This is a genomic window from Neorhizobium populisoli (assembly GCF_019430945.1).
In the GTDB taxonomy this organism is placed as follows: domain Bacteria; phylum Pseudomonadota; class Alphaproteobacteria; order Rhizobiales; family Rhizobiaceae; genus Neorhizobium; species Neorhizobium populisoli.
The window spans coordinates 680,136-705,103 of the sequence record NZ_JAHYCB010000002.1 but is presented as its reverse complement, the minus strand read 5'-3'; the positions used below and the strand labels follow the sequence as shown (position 1 = coordinate 705,103).

The following is a 24,968-nucleotide window of genomic DNA, read 5'->3' as shown; positions in this document are numbered from 1 at the left end:
CGCCCATTTTAAACGCCTTTCGCAGCAATTTGCTGAGCGCCGCCATCTTTCTGTTGATGGTCGCGTTGCTATTGCCACGTTTGCGTAGTTCGCCGGTGAGCCGATCAACCATTTCGTCTGTGAACGTCTCGAAGGATTGGCCGAGCAGGATTTCGTCCAGTTCCCTGATGAAGGCGTTCACGTTATTCTTGTGGCTGCCTGCTTCCCAAAGGATGTCGACGTAACGTTCCAGCAGAGTAACCAGACGCTGCGGCTTGACGATTTTGATCGGGCCGAGGGTCTGGAACTGGTAGTTGAGGGCATAGCTGTGGCCGAAAGTAGGAAGGCCTTTAGCCTTTTCCGGCTTTTCAGCGTCCTGCCCCATATTGTCCTCGCAATGTGCAGGAGGACCAAGATCAACGGAATGGCCGTGACTTCAATGGGTATTGCAGCAGTATCGCGCTCGTCGGCCACTTGATTTGCTGCGTCGTGGCCAAGCAGCAACAACCCGCAGCCAAAAGCTGCGGGTTGTCGTATCAGATCAGATTAGAACGTGCGCTGAAGACGGACGAAGCCGGTCCAGGAGTCGTCGTCAAAGCCAGCTGCGAGGCCATCGTCATCAACCTTGGTGTAGTTGACGGTGGTCTTGAAGCTCAGGCCAGAGGTGATTGCGTAGTCGAGCGTTGCACCGGCGCGCCAAGCGTCGTTGTCCAGCCAGTCGCCGTCAGCAGCGTAACCAACGTTGCCGTAGTACTGGAAAGCCGGGGTAACGGTGAACTTGCCGAACTTCGCAGCGTACTGAACAGCAACAGCCCATTCCGAACGGTCGTAGTAAGCGCTCGGACCGGAAGCCCAAACACCAGCCAAGCCGAACTCGCCCGGGCCGACGCCAGCAGTCATGATGCCGCGAACAGCACCTTCTTCGGTGTTGAAGTCGTAACCGCCGAGCAACTGAGCCGAAACGGCGCCGAACTTGCCAGAAACCTGAGCTTCGATACCGATGCCGTCGTTTGCAGCGTAGCTCGGAGCATACAGAGCGCTCTGGAGACCGAGCGGGTTACCGTCCTGGAGGCCGGTCAGCTCGTCAACGAAGATACCAGCGGAGAACGTGTCGCCCTTGTACTCGTAACCGACCATGTTGACGCGGTTGGAGCCGAGGTCGTCGGTTTCGCCGGACAGACCAGCATCCCAGTAGTTGAAGCCGTAACCAACCTTGAAGCCACCAACGGTGATGTAAGCTTCGTTGATTTCGAAGGCGCCACCATTGTAGTCGCCTTCAGCCCAGGTGCGCAGTTCGATGAACGAACGCAGGGTGCCGAGTTCGGTGTCCGTACGGGCGTCGAAGTTCACCAGAGCGCGGGTACGAGCGTCCCAGTTGTCGTCGTCGCCTACGTCGTTGTTGTCATCCCAGTTAATCTGGAAACGAACGTAGCCGCCAATCTTGAGGCAGGTTTCGGTGCCCGGGATGTAGAAGAAGCCGGTGCCGAAAGCGTCGCAAACGCGAACGTATTCCATGGGCTCCGGCTCAGCAGCGACGATAGCGTCAGCGGCCTGGGCGCCGGAAACTGCTGCGAGGGCAGCAGCGGAGCCGAGAAGAAGGCTCTTGATGTTCATTTTTGACCTCCAGTCAAAGTTTCGTGTGGGTCTGGGTTCTTTTTGCTGAAGGACAGCTTTCCCTGCCCCATTCCCGTCGATTGCCAGAAGAAGGACGATCCACCGCCTCGCTTCTGATGCTGAAAATACAAAACGGATTTGCCCACGCAATCGTGAACTTCACCCAAGCCCCCTTTCGCGACCTGCTTACCGAAGCCCTGTTGCCGAAAGAACACAAAACGGCCTGTGGAAGGCCCCCGTATTTTACCCTTTGTTAAGAAAGGGCTTATCGCAGAGGGACTTAGCGACCGATCACTAGAGTTTTAGGGAATCATCGCAGCGAGGTGCGCGGCTGCGCCACAAAGGAGTGGGCACCGATATACATGCGTAGCGTCATGGGGAAATTTTAGATTGAAAGTGGCGGAGAAGATGGGATTCGAACCCACGATACCCTCTCGGGTATACTCCCTTAGCAGGGGAGCGCCTTCGACCACTCGGCCACCTCTCCGGTGCGGTGTACCTATGTGAGAGCCCCCATGAATGCAAGGGCTTTGTGACGGACCTGCGAAGTTTTACCCGTTGGCCGCGTTCAACAGGCGTAAGGCAATTCTTTCAATCCGTCGATTTGAGCGAATCGGTCTGATTGATTCTCAATAGGATGCGCGCACCGGGCCAGCTTCACCGCCACGGCCATAACGGCGGGCGAGGGCCTTGAGCGCGGCAGAGAATTCCGTCACATCGGCACCGACGGCCACAAGCGTGGCGCCGAGATCGAGATAATGGCGGTTCAGCGATTCGCTGAAGGTCAGGATACCGGCCGCCTTGCCGGATTTGACGATGGTGACAATCGCCTTGTCGATCACCTGCTGAACTTCCGGCGCTTCCATGCGGCCGAGATAGCCCATGTCGGCGGAAAGATCGGCCGGGCCGATGAAGATGGCATCGACACCATCGATGGCCGCGATGGTGTCGATGTTCTCGATCGCCTTCATGGTTTCCGCCTGAACGATCAGGCAAATCTCGTCGGCGGCGTTGTCCGCATAGTCGGGAATGGCATTGAAGCCGGAGACGCGGGCGACGGCGGCACCAAGACCCCGCACGCCATGTGGGGGATAGCGAACGGCGCGCACAAGCTCGGCCGCCTGTTCGGGCGTATCGACCATCGGCACGAGAATGTTGCGGGCGCCGATATCGAGAAGCTGCTTGATGACCCAGGTTTCGCCGATCGGTGGGCGCACCACCACTTGCGACGGGGAGGTCGCGAGCGCCTGGAGCTGCGCCATGATGCTGCGCAGATCGTTCGGGCCGTGCTCGCCGTCGATCACCACCCAGTCGAAACCGGTCCCGCCGGCAAGTTCGGCAGCCAGCGGATCGGCCATGTTGAGCCAGAGGCCGATCTGCGGCTTGCCCGCCTTGAGAGCGGCCTTGAAGTGATTCTTGGGAGCCGGCATCGGATTTACCTTTAGGAAAGAAGCTGTTTCAGGTCGGCGGAAGGATCGGCAAGGATCGCCTTGTCGGGCTCGATGCCCGATTCCAGCATTTTCTTGCCGCTGACATAGGCCTTGGCGTCGTTGATCGCGTCAACCGCGATGAAGCGACCCTCGCGGAAATACCAGACCGAAAGGCTGCCTTCGCGAGCACCGGGACGCACTAGCGTCTCATCATAACCCATATTGAAGCCGGCAATCTGTAGCTTTACGTCGTACTGGTCGGACCAGAACCACGGCTTGGCATCATAAGGAGTGGTGCCACCGGCCATGACGGCGGCGGCGGCCTCCGCCTGGTCGACGGCGTTCTGCACCGATTCGAGCCGAATGCGCTTGCCGCGCCACGGCAGCATGGCGCAGTCGCCCATGGCGAAGATCGATGGATCGGAGGTCCGGGCGAATTCATCGACGATGATACCGTTGCCGACATCGAGGCCGCAATCCTGAGCCAGCTGGTCGTTTGCGTTGACGCCTATGCCGACGATGACGAAATCGACATCGATGGTCGTCCCGTCGGAAAGTTCGGCGGCCCTGACCCTGCCCTCTTCTCCGACAAGCCGATGCAGGCCGGTCTTTTCACGAATCGCGGCGCCACGGCTTTCGTGGATGGCGCGCATCACATCAGCCGTTTCTCGTGCCGCGACGCGCTGCAGGATACGGTCAGCCATTTCGATCAAAGTCACGTCGAGGCCGAGATGGCGGGCAACGGCCGCCGCTTCGAGCCCAATGTAACCGCCGCCTATAATAAGGAGGCGACGGCCGGGCTTCATTTCGGCGGCGAGCAGGTCCGCGTCGCGCTTGTCACGCACGGTGAAGACGCCGTCGAGATCGCCGCCGACGCTGGCCGGCAGGGTGCGGGGTGTCGAGCCCGTCGCAAGCGCCAGCGTTTCGTATTCCAGGACAGAGCCATCCTGCATGCGGATGCGCTTTGCGGTGCGGTCGATTTCCTCGACATAGGTCGAGAGGCGAATCTCCACATCGTTTTCGGCAAACCAGCTTTCCGGCCGGAAGGTCAGGCGATCGAAGCTCATCTCGCCGAGCAGGTATTTCTTGGAAAGCGGCGGCCGCTGATAGGGGATGACGTCTTCAGAGCCGACGATCGTGATCGGTCGCATATCCTTCAGCGCGCGAAGCTTTGCCGCGAGTGCAAAACCCGCCTGCCCCGCGCCGACAATCACCAGCCTGCCTGCCACGCCCTGCTCCTCATCATCCTGTTCCGCGTCCAGCCGGAATATCATCAATTCCGGCCTTCCAAGGGGTATCGCCGCGACACCGGACCGTCAACAACGCGACATGGCGAAAGAAGAGCGCATTACAGGCTTTGCGTTGCGAACTGTTCGCCCAGCGAGAGAAAGGACGCTCAAGATTCGACCAGATGCCGACTTTTTCGGCGCAAGTCGGTGGATTCGCTCGAGTTTTAACGAACCGTTTCAGAATGTGTCAGGAGACAAGGAATATAGTCTCATCCTGAGGAGCAAAAAGGAGGGTACCAATGCCCTTGAACACGATACAAGAAACCAGACACGGCTATTCGCGCGACCAGATATTCGAGAAGTTCACGATCGACCGACCGGGCCGAATCGTGCTGGTCGGCCACCATCTCAGCACCAAGACCAATATCCGCTGCCTGATCCGCACAATTTCGCTTTGCTGCGCCGAGCTGGAAGTCAGCCCGCATGTGCCGGTGCCCAGCAATTTCTTCCTCGAAATCCTCGGCATCCATGACGATATCGGCTGCACGGTGATCCGCCGCGAGGAGGAAAAGGTCACGGTCGGCTTCAACATGCTGATCGATGCGGAATTCATGCATCACGTCATCCGGCTAAGCTTCGAGACGAGCCACTGAATTTTTCGATACCGCGCGGCGGGCTTTTCGCACCCGCCGCCTTGGCCTGACCGTGACGAGCCGCGACAGAAGCGGGACGGTCCACAACAGCCCGCGCCACTCGGCGCCTTCCAGCGGATCTGCCAGCGGATGCCGGCCGCGTCTGCGGTCCTCCTTCAAAAGCCTTTCCCACAGCATTGCCCAGTTGAGAAGCATGACGGTCACTCCATCTATTGTGTCGTGCCGTCGAGCTAATGGTTTGCGCCATGCGCTTGTAGACGCGCCGACGAAAGCCGCTTTTCATCCGTGAACGATGGAAGGCCCGGCTCATCTCTATAAGGTGTCAGCATGACCGATGCGGGCTGGGACGATCTGAAACTTTTCCTGCATGTCGCGACCGAAGGCGGCTTGAGCGGTGCCGCGACGCGCACCGGTCTCAGCGCGCCGACGATCGGCCGGCGCATGCTGGCGCTGGAGCGGATCACCGGGCGCACCCTCTTCGTGCGCAGCCAGCAGGGTTACCGGCTGGCGCCGGATGGCGAAACGCTGCTCGAACATGTGCGGACGATGCAGAAGACCGCCGACAATATTGCCGACTGGAAGGGTCAGGCTTTTGCCATGCCGATTGTCTCGATCGGCGCGGATGCCTGGCTGTCAGGGTTCATCACCGATCATACGCCGGAGATCAGGGGCAAGGCGGATCGCTTCCGGCTATGCTGCAAATCGCTGAACCATGGGCCGGACTTTACCTATCGCGAGGCGGATGTCGGCGTCGTCACCCGCAGGCCGGAATCGGGCAATGTCGCCGCCCGCCGATCGGTCCCGATCAACTACGCTATATATAAGGTCGCCGCACTCACCCACGAGGCGGATGTGCCCTGGGTCTCGGTCGGTACGGAAACCGCCTACGCGCCAGCCGAAAAATGGACCTTTCAGAACCACGAGGCCGGCATCCGCACCTGGACCAATTCGCCCGCGCTTCTGCCCCGGCTGATCGCAGCCGGCAATGGTCGCGGTGTTCTACCGTGCTTTCTGGGTGATTCTCTTTCCGGTCTCGTCCGCGACGGCGATGTCATCGAAGAGCTATCTTCCACATTGTGGATCGTCGCCCATGACGACGATCGGCACCGGCCGGAAATGCGGCGGGTCATCGATGGGCTTGACGCGCTTTTCCGAAAGAATGCACAAGGTTTCGCCGGTGAAGAGCCGCAAATTCCACAGGCCGCACTTGCACGACGGTGATTCGCTTTTATTGTGGGCCGGTTTCAAAATCTGGACCTTGTGAAGACCATGCCCGCCTTTTCCCGCTTCACGCCGCTGATCAGCGGTCTTCCCTCCACCGTTCCTTTCGTCGGCCCCGAAGCCATCGAACGGACGCGCGGCCTTGCCGTCAAAGCCCGTATCGGTGCCAACGAGAACGGTTTCGGTCCAGCGCCTTCCGTCATCGAAGCGATGTGTGCCGCGGCAGGCGACACATGGAAATATGCGGATCCGGAAAATTTCGACCTGAAGCAGGCGCTTGCGGCGCATCTCGGCTGTCAGGCGGACAATCTTGCCATCGGCGAAGGCATAGACAGTTTGCTCGGCCAGATCGTCCGGCTGGTGATCGAGCCGGGCATGCCCGTCGTCACGTCCCTTGGCGCCTATCCGACCTTCAACTTTCACGTGGTCGGCCATGGCGGCCGGCTGGTCACCGTGCCTTATGTCAACGACCGCGAAAATCTCGACGGCCTGTTGGAAGCGGTACGTCGCGAAAATGCGCCGCTCGTCTATTTCGCCAATCCAGACAATCCGATGGGCAGCTGGTGGGATGCGGCAAGCATCGTCTCCTTCGCCAAAGCGCTGCCGGAAACCTGCCTGATGATCCTCGACGAAGCCTATTGCGAGACCGGGCCGGACGGCGCGACACCGGACATTTCGGCGCTGATCGACATGCCGAACATCATTCGCACCCGCACGTTCTCGAAAGCGTATGGCATGGCCGGCGCGCGGGTGGGTTATGCGATCTCGACGCCCGGCACCGCCCAGGCCTTCGACAAAATCCGCAATCATTTCGGCATGAACCGCGTGGCGGTTGCCGGTGCGATCGCGGCATTGAAGGATACGGCTTATCTTTCCAAGGTGGTCGCCGACATCAAGGCATCGCGCGAACGGATTGCCGCCATCGCCACCGCCAACGGCCTGAAGCCGCTTGCCTCGGCAACCAATTTTGTGGCGATCGATTGCGGTCGCGATGGTGCCTATGCGCGCTCAATCGTTGATGGGCTGATGGAGCACGGCGTGTTCATCCGCATGCCGGGCGTGGCGCCGCTCAACCGTTGCATCCGCATCAGCACAGGCACGGCCGCGGACATGGCGCTGCTCGAAGAGGCATTGCCACAGGTTCTCAAAGGCCTCTGAGTTTTCGCGTTTGAAAAAGAAAAGGACCGCGCCGGCCTTGTTTCTGCCGGTCGCGGTCCAATCTTTCAGCATCGGTCCCCGTCCGAACCGCTGCCTCCGTTCCCTCTGGTTTATTCTCGATTTTGTCGGGCCGGCCCTCTTGCTGGAGCCGGTTGATTCTCTGGTCTTTGCGTGAGCGGCTTCAGCCGATCAGTGCATGGTCATCCATTCGCGGGCGGCGCGGAGTGCTGCGGCGAGTTCCATCTTGGACATCGTCATCGACAGGTCGGCGCGCAGCTCGGCGGCTCGCTCGGAGCCCTTGATCGCGGCGATGTTCAGCCACTTGTGAGCGGAGATAAGATCGATATCGCAACCCCGGCCGGTCGCATACATCAGACCCATTTCGCAAAACGTGTCGGCGCGGGTCTCGCCACCCATGGTGGCCATTCCGGAATTGTTCATTTCAAAGCGTGCCATCGGTTTGATCCCTGTTAAAGCCTGTTGTTCGTCTGCCCTGTTTTTCCGTCCGGACCACCGTCTTCCGCGGCTGTTTTTCGGTCCTTCCGGTCGGCGGGTTTGCCCCGCTCGTTTGATGAGCCCACTATGCGCCGAACCTTCCAAAAGACGCCTAAAAAGCATGATTAACTCGAGGAAAACAAAGTTCAAATGCTTGGTAAATTTGGGTTTTTGTTAAACATGGGATCGCCTGCATTTTAAGGATTTTGCCGAGATTTTTACGAAAATTTTACGCGCCGATTTAAACCGAAAGCTAACCACGAATTCGCTTCCCGTTTTTTCCCCTTGCGTGAAATCGCATTTTTCAGCGCTCCGAAAACCTGATTTGCTGGGCGTCGCCCTGTTTACCTTTACGTGTGCGTAAGATAAATTCGTCCGTAGTTCGCGCGAGAGGGGTGCGATCTGGAGGACAACGGCCGATGGAAAGATTATCCTTCCGGCCCAAATGGAGGAGAACAATCATGATGCGCAGACTTTTGCTCGCCGCTATGCTTTCGCTCGGCGCTATCGCCGCTCATGCTGCGGAACCGATCGAAGGCAGCTGGAAGACCGCCAGCGGCGAGACCGCGACGATCGGCAAATGCGGCAGCGCCTATTGCGTGACGCTGAAGACCGGCAAATATGCTGGCAAGCAAATCGGCAAATTGTCCGGCAAGGATGGCGAATATTCTGGCGAGATAACCGACCCGGCTGAGGACAAGACCTATAGCGGTTCCGGCTCGGTCAGCGGCAATTCGCTGAAGATGAAGGGTTGCGTGCTGGCCATCCTCTGCAAGTCGCAGACCTGGAGCCGTCTTTAAAAGAGACGGGCCCTTGAGCCCGGCCTGAAGCCGACTTTTCCACCGCCGGGCGGCCTTGTGATCATCTGCGCAGGGCCGCCCGAATTCGTCTCTGCCAACGCGTTAACCACCCTGAACCATGGATGAACCCCGCCCTCAGGGCGCATTCAGCCGTCTGCCGCCATTCTGCCATTATCGGGTTTGGCCTTATGGGTTCGGGGAAGCCAATGTTGATCGTTCTGCGCCGCTTGACCATCGTCACATTGATCATGACCATTTTCGCGTTCTGTTTCTCCGCCCTGGTCGCACAGCCCGGCCGCAACGAATTGCGCGTGCATCTCGGCACGGCAGCGCCCTGCTACCACCCGGCCACGACCGGCTGCGTCATGGCGCTTTAGGGCGAAAGACCCGGGAAAAAATTGCAGCGAGAGCCGTTTTGGGGCCTGGACCGTCGCTTGCGTGTCAACGAGTTCTATCTATAATGGCTCATGAACACACGAATCTCTCTCTCCCCCAATTCATACATCAGCCCGAGCCCGGCCGAGCCGCGCGTTTTCGACAATCCGGTCGAAGCCGTCGATGCCCTGACCGAGCTCTACGAGCGCAATACGCGCTTCCTTATCGACGCTTTCAGCGCGCTGGCAGACGGCGCGCCGGTGACTGGCCGCTACCGCGCCTGCTATCCGCAGGTATCGCTCGAGACGACCTCGTTCGGCCACGCGGATACGCGCCTATCCTATGGCCACGTGGCATCGCCCGGTATCTACACGACGACCATCACCCGGCCGAAACTGTTCCGGCACTATCTCAAGGAACAGCTGGGCTTGCTGATCCGCAATCACGGCGTTCCGATCACAGTATCGGAATCCACGACGCCGATCCCGCTGCACTTTGCCTTCAGCGAAGGCGCGCATGTGGAAGCTTCGGCAACCAGCGCACTGGCCGACATTCCGATGCGCGATCTCTTCGATACGCCGGACCTCAACAATACGGACGACCTGATCGCCAATGGCGAATATGAGGAAATCCCGGGCGTCCCCTCGCCGCTTGCGCCGTTCACGGCGCAGCGCATCGATTATTCGCTGGCCCGCCTCAGCCACTACACGGCGACCAATGCCGAGCATTTCCAGAATTTCGTGCTCTTCACGAACTACCAGTTCTATATCGACGAGTTCGCGACCTGGGCTCGCAAGCTGATGGCAGAGGGTGGCGACGGCTATACGGCCTTCGTCGAGCCCGGCAACATCATCACTCCGGCAGGCGCCGACCGGCCGGAGAACGAGGCGACCGTCCGCCTGCCGCAGATGCCCGCCTATCACCTGAAGAAGAAGGGCCATGCCGGCATTACGCTGGTCAATATCGGCGTCGGGCCTTCCAACGCCAAGACGATTACCGACCATATCGCCGTGCTTCGCCCGCATGCCTGGCTGATGGTCGGCCATTGCGCCGGCCTTCGCAACAGCCAGCGGCTCGGCGATTATGTTCTCGCCCATGCCTATGTGCGCGAAGACCACGTGCTCGACGACGACCTGCCCGTCTGGGTGCCGATCCCGGCGCTCGCCGAAGTGCAACAGGCGCTGGAAAGTGCTGTCGAGGAAGTGACCGGTTATGAAGGGTTCGAGCTGAAGCGGATCATGCGCACCGGCACGGTCGCGACGATCGACAACCGCAACTGGGAACTGCGCGACCAGCGCGGCCCGGTCAAGCGCCTCTCCCAATCCCGCGCCATCGCGCTCGACATGGAGTCGGCCACCATCGCTGCCAACGGCTTCCGCTTCCGTGTGCCCTACGGCACCCTGCTCTGCGTCTCCGACCGGCCGCTGCATGGCGAACTGAAACTGCCGGGCATGGCGACCGCCTTCTACCGCACCCAGGTCAGCCAGCACCTGCAGATCGGTATTCGCGCCGTACAGAAGCTTGCGGCGATGCCGACGGAAACGCTGCATTCGCGGAAGTTGAGAAGCTTCTACGAGACGGCGTTCCAGTGATGTTGTGATTGTGGCTGCCTTGGTGTATAATTTCCGAGAATTATACACACGGGGCTGCCATGCGCACGAATATCGAACTCGACGACGACTTGATTGCGGAAGCGATGGAGCTGACAGGTCTTCCCACCAAGAAGGCAACGGTCGAGCAAGCGCTAAAAGATCTCGTTCGCATCAGAAGGCAGATGCGTGCAGTCAACAACCTTGAAGGGATTGGTTGGGAAGGCGATCTTGACGCAATGCGTGAAGATCGCGTTCAACTGTCAGACTGGGGCTTGAAGGGTAGCGAATGATCGTTGCGGATAGCTCGGTTTGGATATCGCTTTTCCGAAAAGATGACGTCGAAGTGGCTGTTCAATTGCGTTCAGCCATCACGGAAGGCGCTGTCCTTCTTGGTGATGTCATCATGCTTGAAGTTCTCCAAGGCGCTCGCGACTATCATCAAGCACATTGGATCGAGCAAAATTTTCGGGAGTTTCCGATTGCTCAGATGCTATCACCGGCGCTGGCTATAAAAGCGGCAACCAACTATCGGACTTTGCGTAGCCGTGGTGTAACGGTCAGAAAAACAATCGATATGATCATCGGCACGTATTGCATAGAGCACGGCCACGCCTTGTTGCAGGCAGACAAAGACTATCTGCCGATGGCCGAACATCTCGGCCTGCGGCTCGCCTGATCACTTCTCCACCCGCCCCCTCGCCGCAAACAGCGACAGCGCCGTGCCGATCAGCGAAGACACGATCACCAAGAGATGCGTGTTCACCGCCGCCTGCCCCAATTCTTCCAGTGGCAACCCCGTCGCATCCGCACCGAAGGCGATGGCACCCGCGGTGATGCCAGCCGGATAGGTACCGACGCCGGCCGGTGCATGGACGGGCAGGACGGAGGAGATTTCGCCGCCAAGAGCGCCGCCGAAGCTCGGGCCGGTCGAGAGATTGCCCAGCAAGCCAAGAACCCAGGCGAGCACGGCGATCTTGGTGAACCAGTTGATCAGCGTCGCACCCCAGGCGCGGATGAAGGCGCCGTTATCGGCGGGAAGTCCCGCCTGCACCTCTTCGAGCAGCTTCCTGCCCTTTTGCGGCATGATGCGGCCGGCAAGGCGGAAGGCGATGCCACGCAACGCGAAGGCGAGCGCCGGCAGGATGAGGAAGGCGAGCCAGAGCATCCACGTCCAGACCTTTCCGGTCTGTAGCGCAAGGCCGGTACCGGCGGCGGCCAACAGCGCATGCAGATCGAAAAGCCGCATCACGAGAAGTGCCGATGTGCTGCGGACGAGCGGCACGTCGAATTCGCGCTTCATCAAAAGCGGAAAGCTCGCTTCGCCGCTGCGGAAGGGCAGCATGATGTTCAAGAGATTATGGACCTGCACAAGCCGCAACAGCGTGCCGAAATGGCCGCCGGTCTCCTTCGGGAAATAATCATAGATACGCCAGGTGCGCAGCACATAGGTACCGAGCAGCAGCACCAGCGCGATTAGGCCGGATGTCCAGCCCGCACCGATCCACAGCGACACGACGCTCTGCCAGCCCCAGAACCATTGGATGAAGGCCCCGTAGACCACGATGATCGCCAGCGTCAGCAGGGTCATGGCGTGACGAATTATCCACGGGGAGCGGCTGGCAACCGGATAATTCTTCATATAGTAGGGTGCCCCATGTGAAAATTCGGGTTCGTATCGCGTTGGGCGGCCATGAGGGTCGGCCTGTCAGCCCGAGGTTCTAGGAGAAACACAAGGTGGGTACAACAGCTGAGTCGCTGGCAAGCCGCGTTGAGATGGCCGCCCCGATCGAACTGTCCCTCGTCGTGCCGCTCTTCAACGAAGAAGAAAGCGTCGGCCCGCTGATCGAGCGCATCTGCGCGGCGATGGTCGAATATCCGTCGACGTGGGAACTGATCCTCGTCGATGACGGCAGCACGGATGCGACGATCGCCAATGCCCGCGAAGCGCTGAACCGTCCCGGCCTCGACCTGAAGATCGTCGCGCTGCAGCGCAATTTCGGCCAGACCGCGGCCATGCAGGCCGGCATCAACCAGGCGCAAGGCCGGTTGATCGCAACGCTCGACGGCGACCTGCAGAACGACCCGAAGGACATCCCCACCATGGTGGCGGAGCTGGAGCGGCGCGAACTCGACCTGCTCGTCGGCTGGCGCAAGAACCGCCAGGACGGCCTTATCATGCGCAAGGTGCCGTCCTTCATCGCCAACCGGCTGATCGGCCGCATCACCGGCGTGCGCCTGCATGATTACGGCTGTTCGCTGAAGATCTATCGCGGCTCGGTCATCAAGCAGGTCAAGCTGATGGGCGAAATGCACCGCTTCATTCCGGCCTGGGTGGCGGGCGTCGTGCCGAGCTCGCGGATCGGCGAAATGCCGGTGACACACCATGCGCGCCAACACGGCGTTTCGAAATACGGCATTTCCCGCACGTTCCGGGTCATCCTCGATCTGCTGTCGGTGATGTTCTTCATGCGCTTCAAGGCGCGGCCGGGACATTTCTTCGGCTCGCTCGGCCTCGGCCTCGGCGCGCTTTCAGCGGTGATCCTGTTCTACCTGTTCATCGACAAGTTCATCATGGGCAATGATATCGGAACGCGACCGTTGTTCCTGATCGGCGTCATGCTGTTCCTGTCGGCCGTGCAGATGATCACCACCGGCATCCTCGCCGAAATGATCGCCCGTACCTATTATCGCGAAGACACCGCGCTCAGCTATATCGTCAGGGAAGTCTATGAGGGCGATCAGGCGGCTCAGTGAGGCGCTCACCCGCCGTCCCGAACTCGTTCTCTGGCTGATTGCAGCCTATTATGTGCTGGCCATTGCCCTCCGGGTCATCCGCTCGGAGGCGCTGGAAAGCGATGAGGCCGAGCAACTTTTCCAGTCACAATTCTGGCTGATGGGGTATGGGCGGCAACCGCCGTTCTACAATTGGCTGCAGGCGGGCGTGATTCAGGTGATCGGCCCGTCGGTATTTGCGCTGTCCTTGGTCAAGAACCTTCTGCTTTTCCTGACCTGCGTGTTTTATGGACTGGCGGCGCGGCTTCTCCTGAAGGACATAAGGCTCGTCGCCATCGCCATGATCGGCGTCATCGCCATGCCGGCGGTCAGCGTCATGGCGCAACGCGACCTGACACATGCGATCGCCACGCTGTTTGCCGTCGCATTGTTCACCTATGCGTTCGTACGAACGCTGATCCGGCCAAGCCTCAGCTTTTATCTGCTGACCGGTTTTGCGGTCGGCATCGGACTGATCGCCAAATATAATTTCGTCATTCTGCCGGTGGCGGCCATCCTCGCGATCCTGCCGGAACCGGAGCTGCGCAAACGCCTCTTTGACTGGCGCCTGCTTGCCGCCCTCCTCGTAACGGTCGTCATCTGCCTGCCGCATAGTCTCTGGGTTCTGTCCAACCTTAACGAAGCGACCGCCGGTACGATCAAGGCGATGCGCGAAGATGCCTCGGGCAACCCGGTTCTCGACCGGCTTTCCGGTCTCGGCACGCTGATCCTCGCCATCCTGACCGGCGGCCTGCCGATACTTGCCTTCTTCCTCATCGCCTTCCGCCGCTCATTGATAACGGTATGGGGCACCGAGACGGTGTGGACGCGGGTGCTCGGCCGCACGCTCCTGCTCTGCCTCATCGCCGTCGGGCTGATCGGGCTCAGCTTCGGCGCCACCTCGATCAGCGAAAAATGGCTGTCGCCCTTCCTGCTGCTGTTGCCTCTCTATCTCTGCCTCAAGCTCGAAGCCGCCGCAGTGGATACGAACCTTGCTGTGCCAAGGCTCTTCTTCCCCGTGTCGGCCCTTGCGCTCGGTTTCATCGTCTATATCGCCATCGGCAACCGTGTCGGCCCGCTGATCGGGCAATATGAAAAAGAAAACCTGCCGGCCGGGCCGTTCATCGAACAAGTGGTGACGAACAACGGCGGCAAACAGCCCGCCTATGTGATTGCCGCCGATCCGTTTCTCGCCGCCAGCGCCCGGATCGAACTGCCGCATGCCCGGATCCTTTTGCCGACATTCGATCAGGCGCCGCCTCTCGATACCGCAACGAAAAGCGGGCCAGGCCTGATGATCTGGCAGATCGGCCGGAAAGGCGGCGACGCCGTCCTTCCTGAAACGTTGAAATCCTATCTGCAGGCGCGTGGCATTGAGGCTAAAACCTCGTCTCCGTCGGCCATGACCGTACCCTATCTCTATTCGGGCGGGCGCGCCGGCATGACTTTCGGTTATGCCTGGATTGGCGCCGCGCATTGATGTAAAGCAGGTAGGCCTCGTCACACGGCTGAAACATGCCTGTCGCAAAAGCTCTTTATCGTCGCCGGATCATCCGGGCGGAGAGGCACATTGCTGCAACGGAAACAACTGCTGGGATATGATATCACGCTCTCGGTGGAACGGCTCGCTGTTCTCATCGCGGCATTCGCGATCTATTTCATCGTCAATTTTCTGGTGCGCATGGCACTGCCCGGCGGGCTGGAGCTCGACGAAGCGGAGCAGGCTTATTTTTCGCAATGGCTGCTTGCCGGTTACAGCTCCCAGCCGCCGCTTTATAATTGGCTGCAATATGCCGCCTCGGAAGTTTTCGGCCTGTCGCTGGCAACCCTGTCCGGGTTGAAGAACTGTCTGCTCTTTGCCGCCTACGGTTTTTATTGGCTGGCAGCCCGGCAGGTCGTTCGCGACAAGGATATGGCCGTGGTAGCCGCGCTCGGGCTGCTGACCATTCCGCAGGTCGCCTTCGAGGCGCAGCGCGATCTCAGCCACACGGTCGCGACCATCGTTACTGCCTCGCTTTTCCTGTGCGCTTTCCTCCACTGTCTGAAGCGGCCTTCGATCCCGGCCTTCGCGCTTCTGGGTCTTGCGACAGGTCTAGGCCTGATCGCCAAATATAATTTCATGCTTCTGCCGGCCGCGGCATTTCTGGCGATCCTCAGTGACAGGGAGTGGCGCCCGCGCCTGCTCGACTGGCGCGTACTCGTGGCAGCGGCGGTGGCATTAATCGTCGTGGCGCCGCACGCCCTCTGGCTTGCCGACCATTTCATGGCGACGACATCGCATACGATGCGCAAGCTGACGGCGGGTGACACCAATTTCATCCTGGCGATCCTCAAAGGTCTCGCCTCGCTCGCCATTGCCTGCCTTGGTTTCGCCGGACTGACGCTTGTCGTGTTCGGACTGAGCTATCGCGAACGGCTTCCGGCAATCGTCCGGGCAAGCGACGACAAAACGCGGCTTCTCGGCCGCACGCTGCTGTTTTCGCTTGGGTTGATCGTGCTGATGATCCTGTTTGCCGGCGTCGAAAACATCCGTGACCGCTGGCTGACACCGATCCTGATCGTCCTGCCGCTTTATCTCGCCGTGAAGATCGATGCGGCCGATACCGGCATGCAGCCGGGGCTGAAGCGGATGTGGACGGTGGCGATCGTCATCATGATGATCGTGCCGACCGCCTTACTGGGCCGCGTTGCAACGGCCCAGTTCACCGGTATCTACCAGTATCCGAACTATCCGTTTCCGGCGCTGGCCGACGAGCTTCGTCCACTTGCAACCTCCACGCCGGTGCTGATCGTCGCATCGGACAGCCATCTGGCCGGAAATCTGCGGATCAACCTGCCGACCGTATCGGTGACGACGCTCTCGACGCCGACCGATGTCGAGACATTGCCTGTGGCGGGGCACAAGCGCCTTCTGTTCGTGTGGCGCAATTCCGGCGGTGTACAGCCGTCTGATTTTCCGGTGGAGTTCATTGAATATCTTCGCAAGCGCGGCATTACCGCGCCGCGAAGTGCTGCGGCCGTCACCGGCCTGCCCTTTACATTCGGCAAGGGAGACGACCGCTATCGCTTCGCCTATGCGAGTGTCGATCTCAGGCACTGATAGCCCGAGAATTCAGGCCATCACTTCGCGGCAGTATCCCGCAGATGATCAAGCGCCTTGCGCAGCTTGTCGATCACCTCATCGACTTCAGAACGGCTGATCGTCAACGCCGGCGAAGCGAGCATGCGGTCGCCGGTGGCGCGCATGATCAGGCCGTTTTCGACGCAGTGGTTGCGCACGGCTGAGCCGATATCGTCCGGCTTTTCGTAACGGCGGCGGGTCGCCTTGTCGGCCGCGAGCTGCAGCCCGCCCATAAGTCCAACGCTTTCCGCCTGACCGACCACGTCATGGTCCTCCAGGCTTTTCCAGGCGGCAGCGAAATACGGGCCGATATCGTCGCGTACCCGCTCGACCAGTCCTTCCTCCTCGATGATGCGGAGGTTTTCCAAAGCAGCAGCGGCGGCAACGGGATGGCCCGAATAGGTGAAGCCGTGGAAGAAATCGCCGACTTCGTTGATCATCACGTCGGCGACGCGATCCGAGACCAGCACGCCACCGATCGGCAAGTAGCCGGAGGACAGGCCCTTGGCGATCGGCGCGAGATCCGGCTCGACACCATAGTGCTGATGGCCGAACCATTGGCCGAGGCGGCCGAAGCCGCAGATCACCTCGTCGACGACAAGCAGGATGTTTCGCGCCTTGCAGATGCGGGCGATTTCCGGCCAATAGGTGTCCGGCGGAACGATGACGCCGCCCGCACCCTGGATCGGTTCGGCGACGAAGGCTGCGACGCGGTCCTCGCCGAGTTCGTCGATCTTGGCTTCCAGTTCGCGGGCGGCCTTCAGGCCGAACTCAGCCGGCGAAAGGTCGCCACCTTCGGCATACCAATAGGGCTGGTTGATGTGATGGACGCCTTCGATGGGCAGATTGCCCTGTTCGTGCATCAGCTTCATGCCGCCGAGCGAGGCGCCGGCGACGGTGGAGCCGTGATAGCCGTTCTTGCGGGCGATCACCTGCGTCTTTTCCGGCTTGCCCAGCGCCTTCCAGTAGACGCGGGCCATGCGGAACCATGTATCCGTCGCTTCCGAGCCGGAATTGGTGAAGAAGACGCGGGAGAGTTTCGGGCCGGCATGCGAAGCGATCTTTTGGGCGAGCAGCGTGGCTGGCGGCGTCGTGGTGCCGAAAAAGGCGTTGTAATAGGGCAGCTCCTGCATCTGCCTGTAGGCGGCATCGGCAATCGACTGGCGGCCGTAACCGACATTGACGCACCAGAGGCCGGCAAACGCATCGAGATATTTCTTGCCGGTCGAATCATAGATGAACACGCCCTCGGCGCGTTCGATGATGCGGGTGCCCTTGGCATTCAGCTGCTTCATGTCCGAAAACGGGTGCAGGTGATGAGCGGCGTCGATCGCGGCGAGATTGGACAGGGAGGGCTTGTCGTTCATGGCGGGAACTCCGGCTCTGATTGTGCAGCCAATTCTTATCGGCTACGAACGGGGCTCTGCAACCTCAGAGATGTTCCAGCATGACCGATAGTATCCAGCCCCATATCGAAATCCTGCTCGTCGGCATGAACGGCGACCTGCGCGGCAAGCGCATTCCGCTTTCTGCGCAGAAAAAGGTCTGGGACGGCACGGTGCGGCTGCCCTCCTCCACCCAGTCGCTGGATATCTGGGGTGACGACAATGACGACATTACCGGCCTGTCGCTGTCGATCGGCGATCCGGACGGCATCTGCATTCCCGACAAGCGCAGCCTGACGCCGATGCCATGGGGACCGGAAGGCGCGGTTCAGGTGCTTTCGACCATGCATGAAATGGATGGGACGCCGGCCTTCATGGATCCGCGTGCCATCCTTGCCGCCCTCCTGAAGCGTTTCGAAGAGCGCGGCCTGACGCCGGTCGTGGCGACGGAGCTGGAATTCTACGTGGTCGAGGACGACTGGCGCGAGACGGGCAAGCCACGCCCGCCGGCAAAACTGACATATCGCGACGAGCCGAACGGTTTCCAGCTTTACGACATGAGTGCCGTGGATGCGCTGAACGATTACCTGCAGACCGTGCGGCACTGGGCGCAGCTCCAGAACCTGCCGGCGGATGCGACGACCGCCGAATTCGGCCCCGGCCAGTTCGAGATCAACCTCCTGCACCGCCCCGATGCGCTGGCCGCCGCCGACGACTGTATCTACCTGAAGCGCGTCGCCGAACAGGCCGCCAGAAAGCATGGCCTCAAATCCACCTGCATGGCAAAACCCTATGCGGATCAGGCGGGCTCCGGCCTGCATGTGCATGCGAGCATCATCGACCGCGATGGCAACAACGTGCTCGACGCCAAGGGCGACGATCCGGTGCGGCTCAAATCCGTCTGCGCCGGCATGCTGAAGACGATGCGGGATGCGCAGCTGATCTTCGCGCCGTTTGCCAATTCCTACCGCCGCTTCCAGCCTGGTTCGTTCGCGCCGGTCGATATCGATTGGGGTTTCGGCCATCGCGGCACCGCGGTGCGCATTCCGGATGCCAACGGTCCCGCTGCCCGCATCGAACATCGCGTCGCGGGTGCGGACGCCAACCCCTATCTGCTGCTGACCGCCATCCTCGGTGGCATGCTCATCGGTCTCGATCAGACGCTCGATCCTGGCCCCGCGACCGAACCCGGCAAGGAACCGCCTGCCGGCACCAATCGGCTGACGCATGATTTCCTGACAGCAGTTGAGGATTTTTCCACCTCGCCGTTCATCAAGGATGTTTTCGGAGAGCGCTACCAGAAGCTCTATGGCGATACGAAGCGCAAGGAAGCCATCACTTATCTGCGGACGGTGAGCAGCTTCGATTACCAGACGTATCTGCCGAGGATCTGATCTTGGCGAAGGATGGTCAGCCGATTTCCGAAGAGCGAATCTGGGATGAGATCAACGACCAGTGGTCACTGATGGATTTCCGGCAGCGCAGGATGTGGGATATCGTCAAGATCATGCCAGAAAAATGGGGCAACCAGCAGAAGCACTACGCTCATGGCTCATGGGTCGTAGCAATCATCGGCGACGTGGTGGTCTGGTACGACGATATAGAGGAAGAGTTTGCGAGGTCGCTTTGGGCGAAATACGGCATTATCAACGCCGGTCGATACTGTGCAGGTAGCGGCGAGTTGAGAGATCACCTTCGAAGCTTGTGGATGCGGTTTGCAGCCGACGATATCGGCACGCCTTTTCATCGCGGGTGACAGATGGTCATGTTTACTCTGCTGCGAGCCGCGATTTCATCCCTCTTTCCCGCGCGCCGGGAGCCTCAAGTCGATGAAGGCGATCGGCAGCCGATTTCCGAAGAAGACCTCTGGGGTGAAATCAACGATTCATGCCCGCGGATGAGCTTCGAACAGCGGCGCCTCTGGGACATGGTCAAGATCATGCCGGAGAAATGGGCTTTCGACCAAAAAACATCCCACGGCACCTGGGTGGTCGCAATTCTCGGGAGAACGGTCATTCGATATGACGATGCCGACTGGGGCGGGTTTGTCCTGTCTCTCTGGACGAGACACGGCGTCATCGATGCAGATTTCAGTAGTGAGGCTAGCCTGGAAGACAAGCTTCAGATTATGGCTTCCTACTTCAATACGACATTCAGTGGTCCACCGGATAAGTAGCCTCGTATAGCGTATAAATGCGTCCGTTGAAGGTTGGCCAGACACCAGTTTGCTGATGTAAGGTCAGCGTTATTGGTCGCAGATTGCCTGCGCCGTCGGCCTTGGGGAACGTTCCATGCATTCGGGACTGTGGTTGCAGATTTGCCGGATCGTCACAGTTGCGCTGGCGATTATGATCGGCTGCGCGGGATCATCGCTTGCGCAACAACCTCAAGCCCAGCCGTTCACCATCGTGGTGAAACCGGGCCAGAGCGAAGACGATATCAGGCAGCTTCTGGATATCGCCACGAAATCCGGCAAGCCGGTCGTCGTGCAGGTTCAGGATGCGGGTAGCAACCCACCGGCTGCGGCTGCGCCTGCCGTCATGGAGACGACGCCGGAAATGGCGGTCACCAACATGAGCGCCGCCTCCTGGGAGACGCTTTCAGCGGCGATCTGGCGCGGGGCGACGATCGCATGGTCCGGTCTGTTCGGCATGTCGATCATGATGGGCATGACCTCTGCCGGGCTTGCGGCCGAAGGCAGCGACTACGGCAAGGCCGGGTTCGCCGTCCTACTGGCGCTCGCCGCCGCCTGTGCCGGCGTGTTCGTCATACGGTTCGTGCTCGGGCATCTGGTGCATCATCACCGGGAACGGGTGCTGAGCGTTGCGGGCACGTTTCGGCAGGCGCTGGCGCGGCTGATCGGTGATCTTGCCTCCATCGCGCTTTTCGTCGGCCTGTCGCGGATGGTTCTCAACTCGATCCTGGCGCCACATATGGTGTCCCATCAGATCGCGCGCGGCGTGGTCACGGCAGTCGTCGTTTCGCTGATCTATACCGCCGCCGGCCGATTTCTGTTCAAGCCGGTGCGGAACGGCGCTGCCCTGATTGCCATCCGGCGTCCCCACTGGCATCTGCGCATGATCGTCGCCTATGGCGTGATCGGTGCCTTCTTCAGCGAAACGGTGCGGCTCGGAGCCGCGCTCGGAATGGATATCGCGACGGCCGACGGATGGTTCCTGATCGGCAATACCGTGCTGACGGTGCAAAAGCTCGTCTGGTTCATTGGCGGACGCTCCGGCATTCGCGATGCCTTTGTCGGCGAGCGGCCAGGCCTTGTTCGACGCGTCATCGGCAACATCCTGCCGGATTTCTATGTCGTGTCTGCGATCGTCATCTGGCTGGCAGGTTTCCTCGTCGCCGGCACGCCGGACAGCGCCCGCTGGAGCATTGCCGCCAACAGCACGCAGGTCATCCTGCTCGCGGTGCCGATCCTGGCGCTCGGAGCGCATGCGCTGATCAATGAACTGGTGCGCTATAGCGAACAGAACTATGCGCCCGGCCTTTGGACCGCGGTGCTGGCAAGCCTTCGGGTTGTCGTCTCCGGCGCGGCCTGGATCGGCGGACTGCATCTGATCACCGCGATCTGGCAGCCGCTGATGGGCGGCAATGTCGGCCTCGCCACCGGCTGGTTCATCTGGCTGGAGCGACTTAGCCTCGCCATCGTCGCGAGCTGGGCGGTCTGCACGCTGATCTGGAAATATTTCGACTCGATTGCGCCTTCGCCGCAGATTTCACTGCCGGGACATGACGACGATCAGGAGAAGAAGCCGACGAGCCGGCTGGTGACCGCGCTGCCCGTCGTACGCAATCTTGCGCTCGGCACCGTGCTGGCGGTCGGTGGACTATTGGTGCTGAGCTCGATCGGCATCAATGTCGCGCCGCTGCTCGCCGGTTTCGGTGTGCTGGGCCTCGCCCTCTCCTTCGGCTCGCAGGCGCTGGTGAAGGATGTGGTCTCCGGCATCTTCTTCATCGCAGACGACGCTTTCCGCATCGGCGAATATATCGATACGGGCAGGTTGAAGGGCACGGTGGAGCAGATCACGGTGCGCTCGATCCGGCTTCGACATCACAACGGGCCAGTGCATACCATTCCGTTCGGGCAGATCAGCTCGGTCACCAATTTCAGCCGTGACTGGGGCACGATCAAGTTCGAGTTCCGCTTCGAGCGCGAAGCGGATACCGAACTGATCCGCAAGGTGGCGAAAAGGGTCGGGCTGTCGATGCTGGAGGATCCGGACTATGGATCGGAATTCCTGATCCCGCTGAAGATGCAGGGCATTCAGGACATTACCGAAAGCTCGATGATCGTGCGCTTCAAGTTTACCAGCCGACCGGGCAATCCGAGCATCATCAAGCGGGAGGCGATGAAGAAGCTGATCGCCGCCTTCCGGGAAGCCGGGCTGGAATTTGCCTCGAATGCAGTGACGGTGCGCTCCCATGCCGGAGCATTGCCGGAAGCGGGTGCAGCGGCATCGGCGGCTTTGCTTCAGACGCCGCCGCCTGCCGCGGTGGCGAGTTAAGCGCCGGCGGTTGCCTGCTGCGGCCTCGGAATCCACGGCGCATAGATCAGATCGCTGATATGTGCGAAAGGTTGCATAACGAGCACAAGCGCAATCAGATTCCGCTTCCATCCTTTTCTTCGGAAGGCTTCGACTGCGGTTCGTTGACCAGAACAGTCAGTTCGCCGGCATGGATCTTAAGCAGGACTTTGCGATCCATCGGCAGAAGCTCGCCATCCATGACGCAGCGAACATCGTGACGTTTTTTCGGGAAATGCAGTTCCAGTTCGGTTGCGGTCATTGCCGTCACCGCTGCGTTTTCCTTCAGCCGGCCGCGCAGGATATCGAAAACCAGCCTGGCGACACCTGCCGGCTTCAACGGGTCAGCCGTATAGAAACCGAGATGGCCGCGATTGAGACTATCGGCAAACATCAGCGGATCGCGGCCGAATTCGTTATTGGAGACCGAGATCGCCGAAACCCTGCGATAGCTGGACTTTCCATCGACCGTGAACTCCACCTCGAATTCCGGCGGATTGAACATGACGCCGATCGCCGCCCGCGTGCTCGCGCGCATCTTGCCGAGACGCGAGCCGAAGTTCATGGAATTGCGATAGCGCACCATGCGCGCATGCAGGCCGGCGGAAAACTGGTGCACGAAGCTGCGGCCATTGGCGCTGGCGATGTCGATCTTTTCAGGCGTGGCGACTGCCAGCGCATCGAGCACCTGCCAGATATCGAGTGGCAGTTTCAGCGAGCGGGCGAAAAGGTTCATGGTACCGGCCGGAACGACGCCGAGCGCGATGCCGCTTTTCCAGGCGATGCCGGCTGCCGCCGAAATCGTGCCGTCGCCGCCGCCGGCGATCAGACCATCGACGCCGGAGAGCGATGCCGCCTTCTCCATCGTCTCGACCACCTTGTCGCCGGAGACGACGTGGCACTCGATCTCATGCCCCGCGCCTTCGAACGCCCGCAGGGCATGAGCGCAATAGGCATCCATATCTGTGGTCCGGAACGTCCCGCCATCGCGGTTGAAGACGGCATACAGGTTCATGTTCGAGGCTCTCTCAAGGGGGGCCGAATTTTGCGGCGGAACAACGGATCATCTGAGAAATGGTTGCGCACCTGAACTTTATCAACGGCAAATCGGCCCTGCATTTCCAAGCGTCGAAAATGCCAAGCTACCCGCTGGTTGCACGGCACACATTCGCGGGACACATGGCAGAGTAGCCGCCGCGAGCTACCGCAATGCACAATCGCATGCTAATCTTCAAGCTAGGTCATTTTCATGACCCGCTCACCTCCAGGGCGGGTGGACGCATCCCACGTCTCACCCGCATTTTTTTGCCAGCAGATCAAGCCCAGCAGACCAGAGCCGATGACCGATTCAGCAGCCGCCTACGATTCCACGTCCAAAAATTCGGAAACCGGGGGGCTTGGGTTATCACCGCTTGCCGTTGCGCTGATCGAGATCGCGCTCGCTGTCGGCGGGTTTGGCATCGGTACCGGCGAATTCGTGATCATGGGCTTGCTGCCGGATGTCGCCTCGACCTATCAGGTCAGCATTCCGCAGGCGGGTTATGTGATCAGCGCCTATGCGCTCGGCGTGGTGATCGGCGCACCGATCATCGCTGCCCTTTCGGCACGGCTGCCGCGGCGCACTCTATTGCTCTGGCTGATGGGCGTGTTCGGCATCGGCAATCTGTTGAGCGCAGTCGCGCCGGATTTCTGGACCTTTACCATCCTCCGCTTCATCACAGGCCTGCCGCATGGCGCCTATTTCGGTGTCGCGGCGCTAGTCGCCGCCTCGATGGTGCCGCCGAACAAGCGCGCCCGCGCCGTCGGCCGCGTCATGCTGGGCCTGACGATCGCCACGCTGCTCGGCACGCCGCTCGCCACCTTCATGGGTCAGGTCCTGAACTGGCGGGCCGCTTTCTTTCTGGTCGGCGGTATCGGCGCGCTGACCGTCGTGCTGCTCTGGTATTTCCAGCCGCGCGACAAAGTGCAGGAAGGCGCCAGCATTCGCCGTGAACTCAGCGCTTTCGGCCGCGGCCAGGTGTGGCTGACGCTCGGTATCGCCGCGATCGGTTTCGGCGGGATGTTTGCGGTGTTCAGCTATATCGCCTCGACGACCACCGTCACCGCCGGCTTGCCGGTCGGCATGGTGGCTGTGGTGCTCGCCCTGTTCGGCATCGGCATGAATGTCGGCAATGTCGTTGGCTCGCGACTGGCGGACCTCTCGCTGAAAGGCACGATCGGCGGGGCGATGGCCTTCTATGTCGTCGTCATGACGGTGTTTGCGATGTTCGCGCATATTCCGGCGGTGCTTTACGTCACCGTCTTCCTGATCGGCTGCGGTTTTGCCGCCGGCCCGGCGCTGCAGACGCGGCTGATGGATGTCGCCGCCGACGCGCAGACGCTCGCAGCTGCCTCGATGCACTCGGCGTTCAATATCGCCAATGCGCTTGGTGCGTGGCTCGGCGGTCTGGTGATCGCCTGGGGTTGGGGATTTGCCGCGACGGGGTATATCGGGGCGTTTCTGTCGCTGCTCGGACTGGGCGTGTTTTTCGTGTCGGTTGCGCTGGAGAAGAAACGCGGGACGGCTTGATATACATCGCCTCGTAGCAGCCCCTCACCCTAACCCT

General features: G+C 60.4%; 24 protein-coding genes and 1 tRNA gene. 16 read left to right on the top strand and 9 right to left on the bottom strand.

The features are described 5' to 3' along the window. The 5 genes from KX729_RS07775 to KX729_RS07755 all read right to left on the bottom strand — a co-directional run. Positions 1-364, bottom strand: a 364-nt coding sequence (locus KX729_RS07775; protein WP_219741831.1) for a site-specific integrase, incomplete at its 3' end; no start/stop codon positions are given. A 161-nt stretch (positions 365-525) separates the two neighbouring features. Further along, a complete protein-coding gene (locus KX729_RS07770; protein ID WP_219741830.1) occupies positions 526-1,593 on the bottom strand; it encodes a porin in 1,068 nt (355 codons plus the stop codon). Between the two features lie 397 nt (positions 1,594-1,990). After that, a tRNA-Ser gene (locus tag KX729_RS07765) sits at positions 1,991-2,080 on the bottom strand. A gap of 142 nt (positions 2,081-2,222) precedes the next feature. After that, entirely contained in the window at positions 2,223-3,023 is an 801-nt protein-coding gene (locus KX729_RS07760) for an aldolase/citrate lyase family protein (protein WP_219741829.1), read from the bottom strand. Positions 3,024-3,034: 11 nt separating this feature from the next. After that, complete coding sequence (locus KX729_RS07755) at positions 3,035-4,252, bottom strand: NAD(P)/FAD-dependent oxidoreductase (RefSeq protein ID WP_219741886.1); 1,218 nt, start codon at positions 4,250-4,252, stop codon at positions 3,035-3,037. 299 nt (positions 4,253-4,551) lie between these two features. On the opposite strand from KX729_RS07755, the gene KX729_RS07750 reads away from it, so the two are divergent. From KX729_RS07750 to KX729_RS07740, 3 genes are all read left to right on the top strand, one after another. Then, the gene (locus KX729_RS07750; protein WP_219741828.1) at positions 4,552-4,905 is read left to right on the top strand and encodes a hypothetical protein; all 354 of its coding nucleotides are present in this window, start codon (positions 4,552-4,554) and stop codon (positions 4,903-4,905) included. 327 nt (positions 4,906-5,232) lie between these two features. Then, entirely contained in the window at positions 5,233-6,126 is an 894-nt protein-coding gene (locus KX729_RS07745) for a LysR family transcriptional regulator (RefSeq protein ID WP_219741827.1), read from the top strand. A gap of 48 nt (positions 6,127-6,174) precedes the next feature. After that, a complete protein-coding gene (locus tag KX729_RS07740; protein WP_219741826.1) occupies positions 6,175-7,284 on the top strand; it encodes a pyridoxal phosphate-dependent aminotransferase in 1,110 nt (369 codons plus the stop codon). 189 nt (positions 7,285-7,473) lie between these two features. Here the strand turns inward: KX729_RS07740 and KX729_RS07735 are convergent, their stop codons facing one another. Further along, the gene (locus tag KX729_RS07735) at positions 7,474-7,740 is read right to left on the bottom strand and encodes a sel1 repeat family protein (protein ID WP_219741825.1); all 267 of its coding nucleotides are present in this window, start codon (positions 7,738-7,740) and stop codon (positions 7,474-7,476) included. 500 nt (positions 7,741-8,240) lie between these two features. On the opposite strand from KX729_RS07735, the gene KX729_RS07730 reads away from it, so the two are divergent. The 5 genes from KX729_RS07730 (at position 8,241) to vapC (ending at position 11,222) form a co-directional block, all read left to right on the top strand. Further along, positions 8,241-8,579: a DUF2147 domain-containing protein gene (locus tag KX729_RS07730; RefSeq protein ID WP_219741824.1), complete on the top strand. Its 339-nt coding sequence runs from the start codon at positions 8,241-8,243 to the stop codon at positions 8,577-8,579. A gap of 206 nt (positions 8,580-8,785) precedes the next feature. Beyond that, on the top strand, positions 8,786-8,956 hold the full coding sequence (locus KX729_RS07725) for a hypothetical protein (RefSeq protein WP_219741823.1): 171 nt from the start codon (positions 8,786-8,788) through the stop codon (positions 8,954-8,956). A 90-nt stretch (positions 8,957-9,046) separates the two neighbouring features. After that, positions 9,047-10,546, top strand: a complete 1,500-nt coding sequence (gene amn, locus KX729_RS07720) for an AMP nucleosidase (protein ID WP_219741822.1) — start codon at positions 9,047-9,049, stop codon at positions 10,544-10,546. A 59-nt stretch (positions 10,547-10,605) separates the two neighbouring features. After that, positions 10,606-10,836: a type II toxin-antitoxin system VapB family antitoxin gene (locus KX729_RS07715; protein ID WP_219741821.1), complete on the top strand. Its 231-nt coding sequence runs from the start codon at positions 10,606-10,608 to the stop codon at positions 10,834-10,836. Beyond that, positions 10,833-11,222, top strand: a complete 390-nt coding sequence (gene vapC / locus KX729_RS07710) for a type II toxin-antitoxin system VapC family toxin (protein ID WP_219741820.1) — start codon at positions 10,833-10,835, stop codon at positions 11,220-11,222. The genes KX729_RS07715 and vapC overlap by 4 nt, the downstream gene beginning before the upstream one ends. Here the strand turns inward: vapC and KX729_RS07705 are convergent, their stop codons facing one another. Further along, the gene (locus tag KX729_RS07705) at positions 11,223-12,185 is read right to left on the bottom strand and encodes a lysylphosphatidylglycerol synthase transmembrane domain-containing protein (protein WP_219741819.1); all 963 of its coding nucleotides are present in this window, start codon (positions 12,183-12,185) and stop codon (positions 11,223-11,225) included. 134 nt (positions 12,186-12,319) lie between these two features. On the opposite strand from KX729_RS07705, the gene KX729_RS07700 reads away from it, so the two are divergent. The 3 genes from KX729_RS07700 (at position 12,320) to KX729_RS07690 (ending at position 16,418) form a co-directional block, all read left to right on the top strand. Continuing rightward, a complete protein-coding gene (locus tag KX729_RS07700) occupies positions 12,320-13,300 on the top strand; it encodes a glycosyltransferase family 2 protein (protein ID WP_219741885.1) in 981 nt (326 codons plus the stop codon). Continuing rightward, complete coding sequence (locus KX729_RS07695; protein WP_219741818.1) at positions 13,275-14,798, top strand: ArnT family glycosyltransferase; 1,524 nt, start codon at positions 13,275-13,277, stop codon at positions 14,796-14,798. The genes KX729_RS07700 and KX729_RS07695 overlap by 26 nt, the downstream gene beginning before the upstream one ends. Before the next feature lie 90 nt (positions 14,799-14,888). Continuing rightward, on the top strand, positions 14,889-16,418 hold the full coding sequence (locus KX729_RS07690) for an ArnT family glycosyltransferase (protein ID WP_219741817.1): 1,530 nt from the start codon (positions 14,889-14,891) through the stop codon (positions 16,416-16,418). 20 nt (positions 16,419-16,438) lie between these two features. On the opposite strand, the gene KX729_RS07685 is transcribed toward KX729_RS07690, so the two are convergent. Further along, positions 16,439-17,806, bottom strand: a complete 1,368-nt coding sequence (locus tag KX729_RS07685; protein ID WP_219741816.1) for an aspartate aminotransferase family protein — start codon at positions 17,804-17,806, stop codon at positions 16,439-16,441. 80 nt (positions 17,807-17,886) lie between these two features. On the opposite strand from KX729_RS07685, the gene KX729_RS07680 reads away from it, so the two are divergent. The 4 genes from KX729_RS07680 (at position 17,887) to KX729_RS07665 (ending at position 22,344) form a co-directional block, all read left to right on the top strand. After that, a complete protein-coding gene (locus tag KX729_RS07680; RefSeq protein WP_219741815.1) occupies positions 17,887-19,218 on the top strand; it encodes a glutamine synthetase family protein in 1,332 nt (443 codons plus the stop codon). A 2-nt stretch (positions 19,219-19,220) separates the two neighbouring features. Next, the gene (locus KX729_RS07675; RefSeq protein WP_219741814.1) at positions 19,221-19,580 is read left to right on the top strand and encodes a hypothetical protein; all 360 of its coding nucleotides are present in this window, start codon (positions 19,221-19,223) and stop codon (positions 19,578-19,580) included. A gap of 9 nt (positions 19,581-19,589) precedes the next feature. Further along, positions 19,590-20,000: a hypothetical protein gene (locus KX729_RS07670; RefSeq protein ID WP_219741813.1), complete on the top strand. Its 411-nt coding sequence runs from the start codon at positions 19,590-19,592 to the stop codon at positions 19,998-20,000. A 115-nt stretch (positions 20,001-20,115) separates the two neighbouring features. Beyond that, complete coding sequence (locus tag KX729_RS07665) at positions 20,116-22,344, top strand: mechanosensitive ion channel family protein (protein WP_219741812.1); 2,229 nt, start codon at positions 20,116-20,118, stop codon at positions 22,342-22,344. A 94-nt stretch (positions 22,345-22,438) separates the two neighbouring features. On the opposite strand, the gene KX729_RS07660 is transcribed toward KX729_RS07665, so the two are convergent. Next, complete coding sequence (locus KX729_RS07660; protein WP_219741811.1) at positions 22,439-23,377, bottom strand: diacylglycerol/lipid kinase family protein; 939 nt, start codon at positions 23,375-23,377, stop codon at positions 22,439-22,441. Positions 23,378-23,701: 324 nt separating this feature from the next. On the opposite strand from KX729_RS07660, the gene KX729_RS07655 reads away from it, so the two are divergent. After that, positions 23,702-24,931 carry an MFS transporter gene (locus tag KX729_RS07655; protein ID WP_219741810.1) on the top strand — a complete coding sequence of 410 codons (1,230 nt, stop codon included), beginning with the start codon at positions 23,702-23,704 and terminating at the stop codon, positions 24,929-24,931. Positions 24,932-24,968 lie beyond the last annotated feature (37 nt).

Bases quoted from the DNA above. Each gene is read 5' to 3' on its own strand.
- vapC (WP_219741820.1), top strand. From the start codon at position 10,833: ATGATCGTTGCGGATAGCTCGGTTTGGATATCGCTTTTCCGAAAAGAT.
- KX729_RS07750 (WP_219741828.1), top strand. From the start codon at position 4,552: ATGCCCTTGAACACGATACAAGAAACCAGACACGGCTATTCGCGCGAC.
- KX729_RS07745 (WP_219741827.1), top strand. From the start codon at position 5,233: ATGACCGATGCGGGCTGGGACGATCTGAAACTTTTCCTGCATGTCGCG.
- KX729_RS07680 (WP_219741815.1), top strand. From the start codon at position 17,887: ATGACCGATAGTATCCAGCCCCATATCGAAATCCTGCTCGTCGGCATG.
- KX729_RS07725 (WP_219741823.1), top strand. From the start codon at position 8,786: ATGTTGATCGTTCTGCGCCGCTTGACCATCGTCACATTGATCATGACC.
- KX729_RS07735 (WP_219741825.1), bottom strand. From the start codon at position 7,740: ATGGCACGCTTTGAAATGAACAATTCCGGAATGGCCACCATGGGTGGC.
- amn (WP_219741822.1), top strand. From the start codon at position 9,047: ATGAACACACGAATCTCTCTCTCCCCCAATTCATACATCAGCCCGAGC.
- KX729_RS07740 (WP_219741826.1), top strand. From the start codon at position 6,175: ATGCCCGCCTTTTCCCGCTTCACGCCGCTGATCAGCGGTCTTCCCTCC.
- KX729_RS07695 (WP_219741818.1), top strand. From the start codon at position 13,275: ATGAGGGCGATCAGGCGGCTCAGTGAGGCGCTCACCCGCCGTCCCGAA.
- KX729_RS07705 (WP_219741819.1), bottom strand. From the start codon at position 12,185: ATGAAGAATTATCCGGTTGCCAGCCGCTCCCCGTGGATAATTCGTCAC.
- KX729_RS07655 (WP_219741810.1), top strand. From the start codon at position 23,702: ATGACCGATTCAGCAGCCGCCTACGATTCCACGTCCAAAAATTCGGAA.
- KX729_RS07700 (WP_219741885.1), top strand. From the start codon at position 12,320: ATGGCCGCCCCGATCGAACTGTCCCTCGTCGTGCCGCTCTTCAACGAA.
- KX729_RS07730 (WP_219741824.1), top strand. From the start codon at position 8,241: ATGATGCGCAGACTTTTGCTCGCCGCTATGCTTTCGCTCGGCGCTATC.
- KX729_RS07715 (WP_219741821.1), top strand. From the start codon at position 10,606: ATGCGCACGAATATCGAACTCGACGACGACTTGATTGCGGAAGCGATG.
- KX729_RS07685 (WP_219741816.1), bottom strand. From the start codon at position 17,806: ATGAACGACAAGCCCTCCCTGTCCAATCTCGCCGCGATCGACGCCGCT.
- KX729_RS07760 (WP_219741829.1), bottom strand. From the start codon at position 3,023: ATGCCGGCTCCCAAGAATCACTTCAAGGCCGCTCTCAAGGCGGGCAAG.
- KX729_RS07770 (WP_219741830.1), bottom strand. From the start codon at position 1,593: ATGAACATCAAGAGCCTTCTTCTCGGCTCCGCTGCTGCCCTCGCAGCA.
- KX729_RS07670 (WP_219741813.1), top strand. From the start codon at position 19,590: ATGTTTACTCTGCTGCGAGCCGCGATTTCATCCCTCTTTCCCGCGCGC.
- KX729_RS07665 (WP_219741812.1), top strand. From the start codon at position 20,116: ATGCATTCGGGACTGTGGTTGCAGATTTGCCGGATCGTCACAGTTGCG.
- KX729_RS07660 (WP_219741811.1), bottom strand. From the start codon at position 23,377: ATGAACCTGTATGCCGTCTTCAACCGCGATGGCGGGACGTTCCGGACC.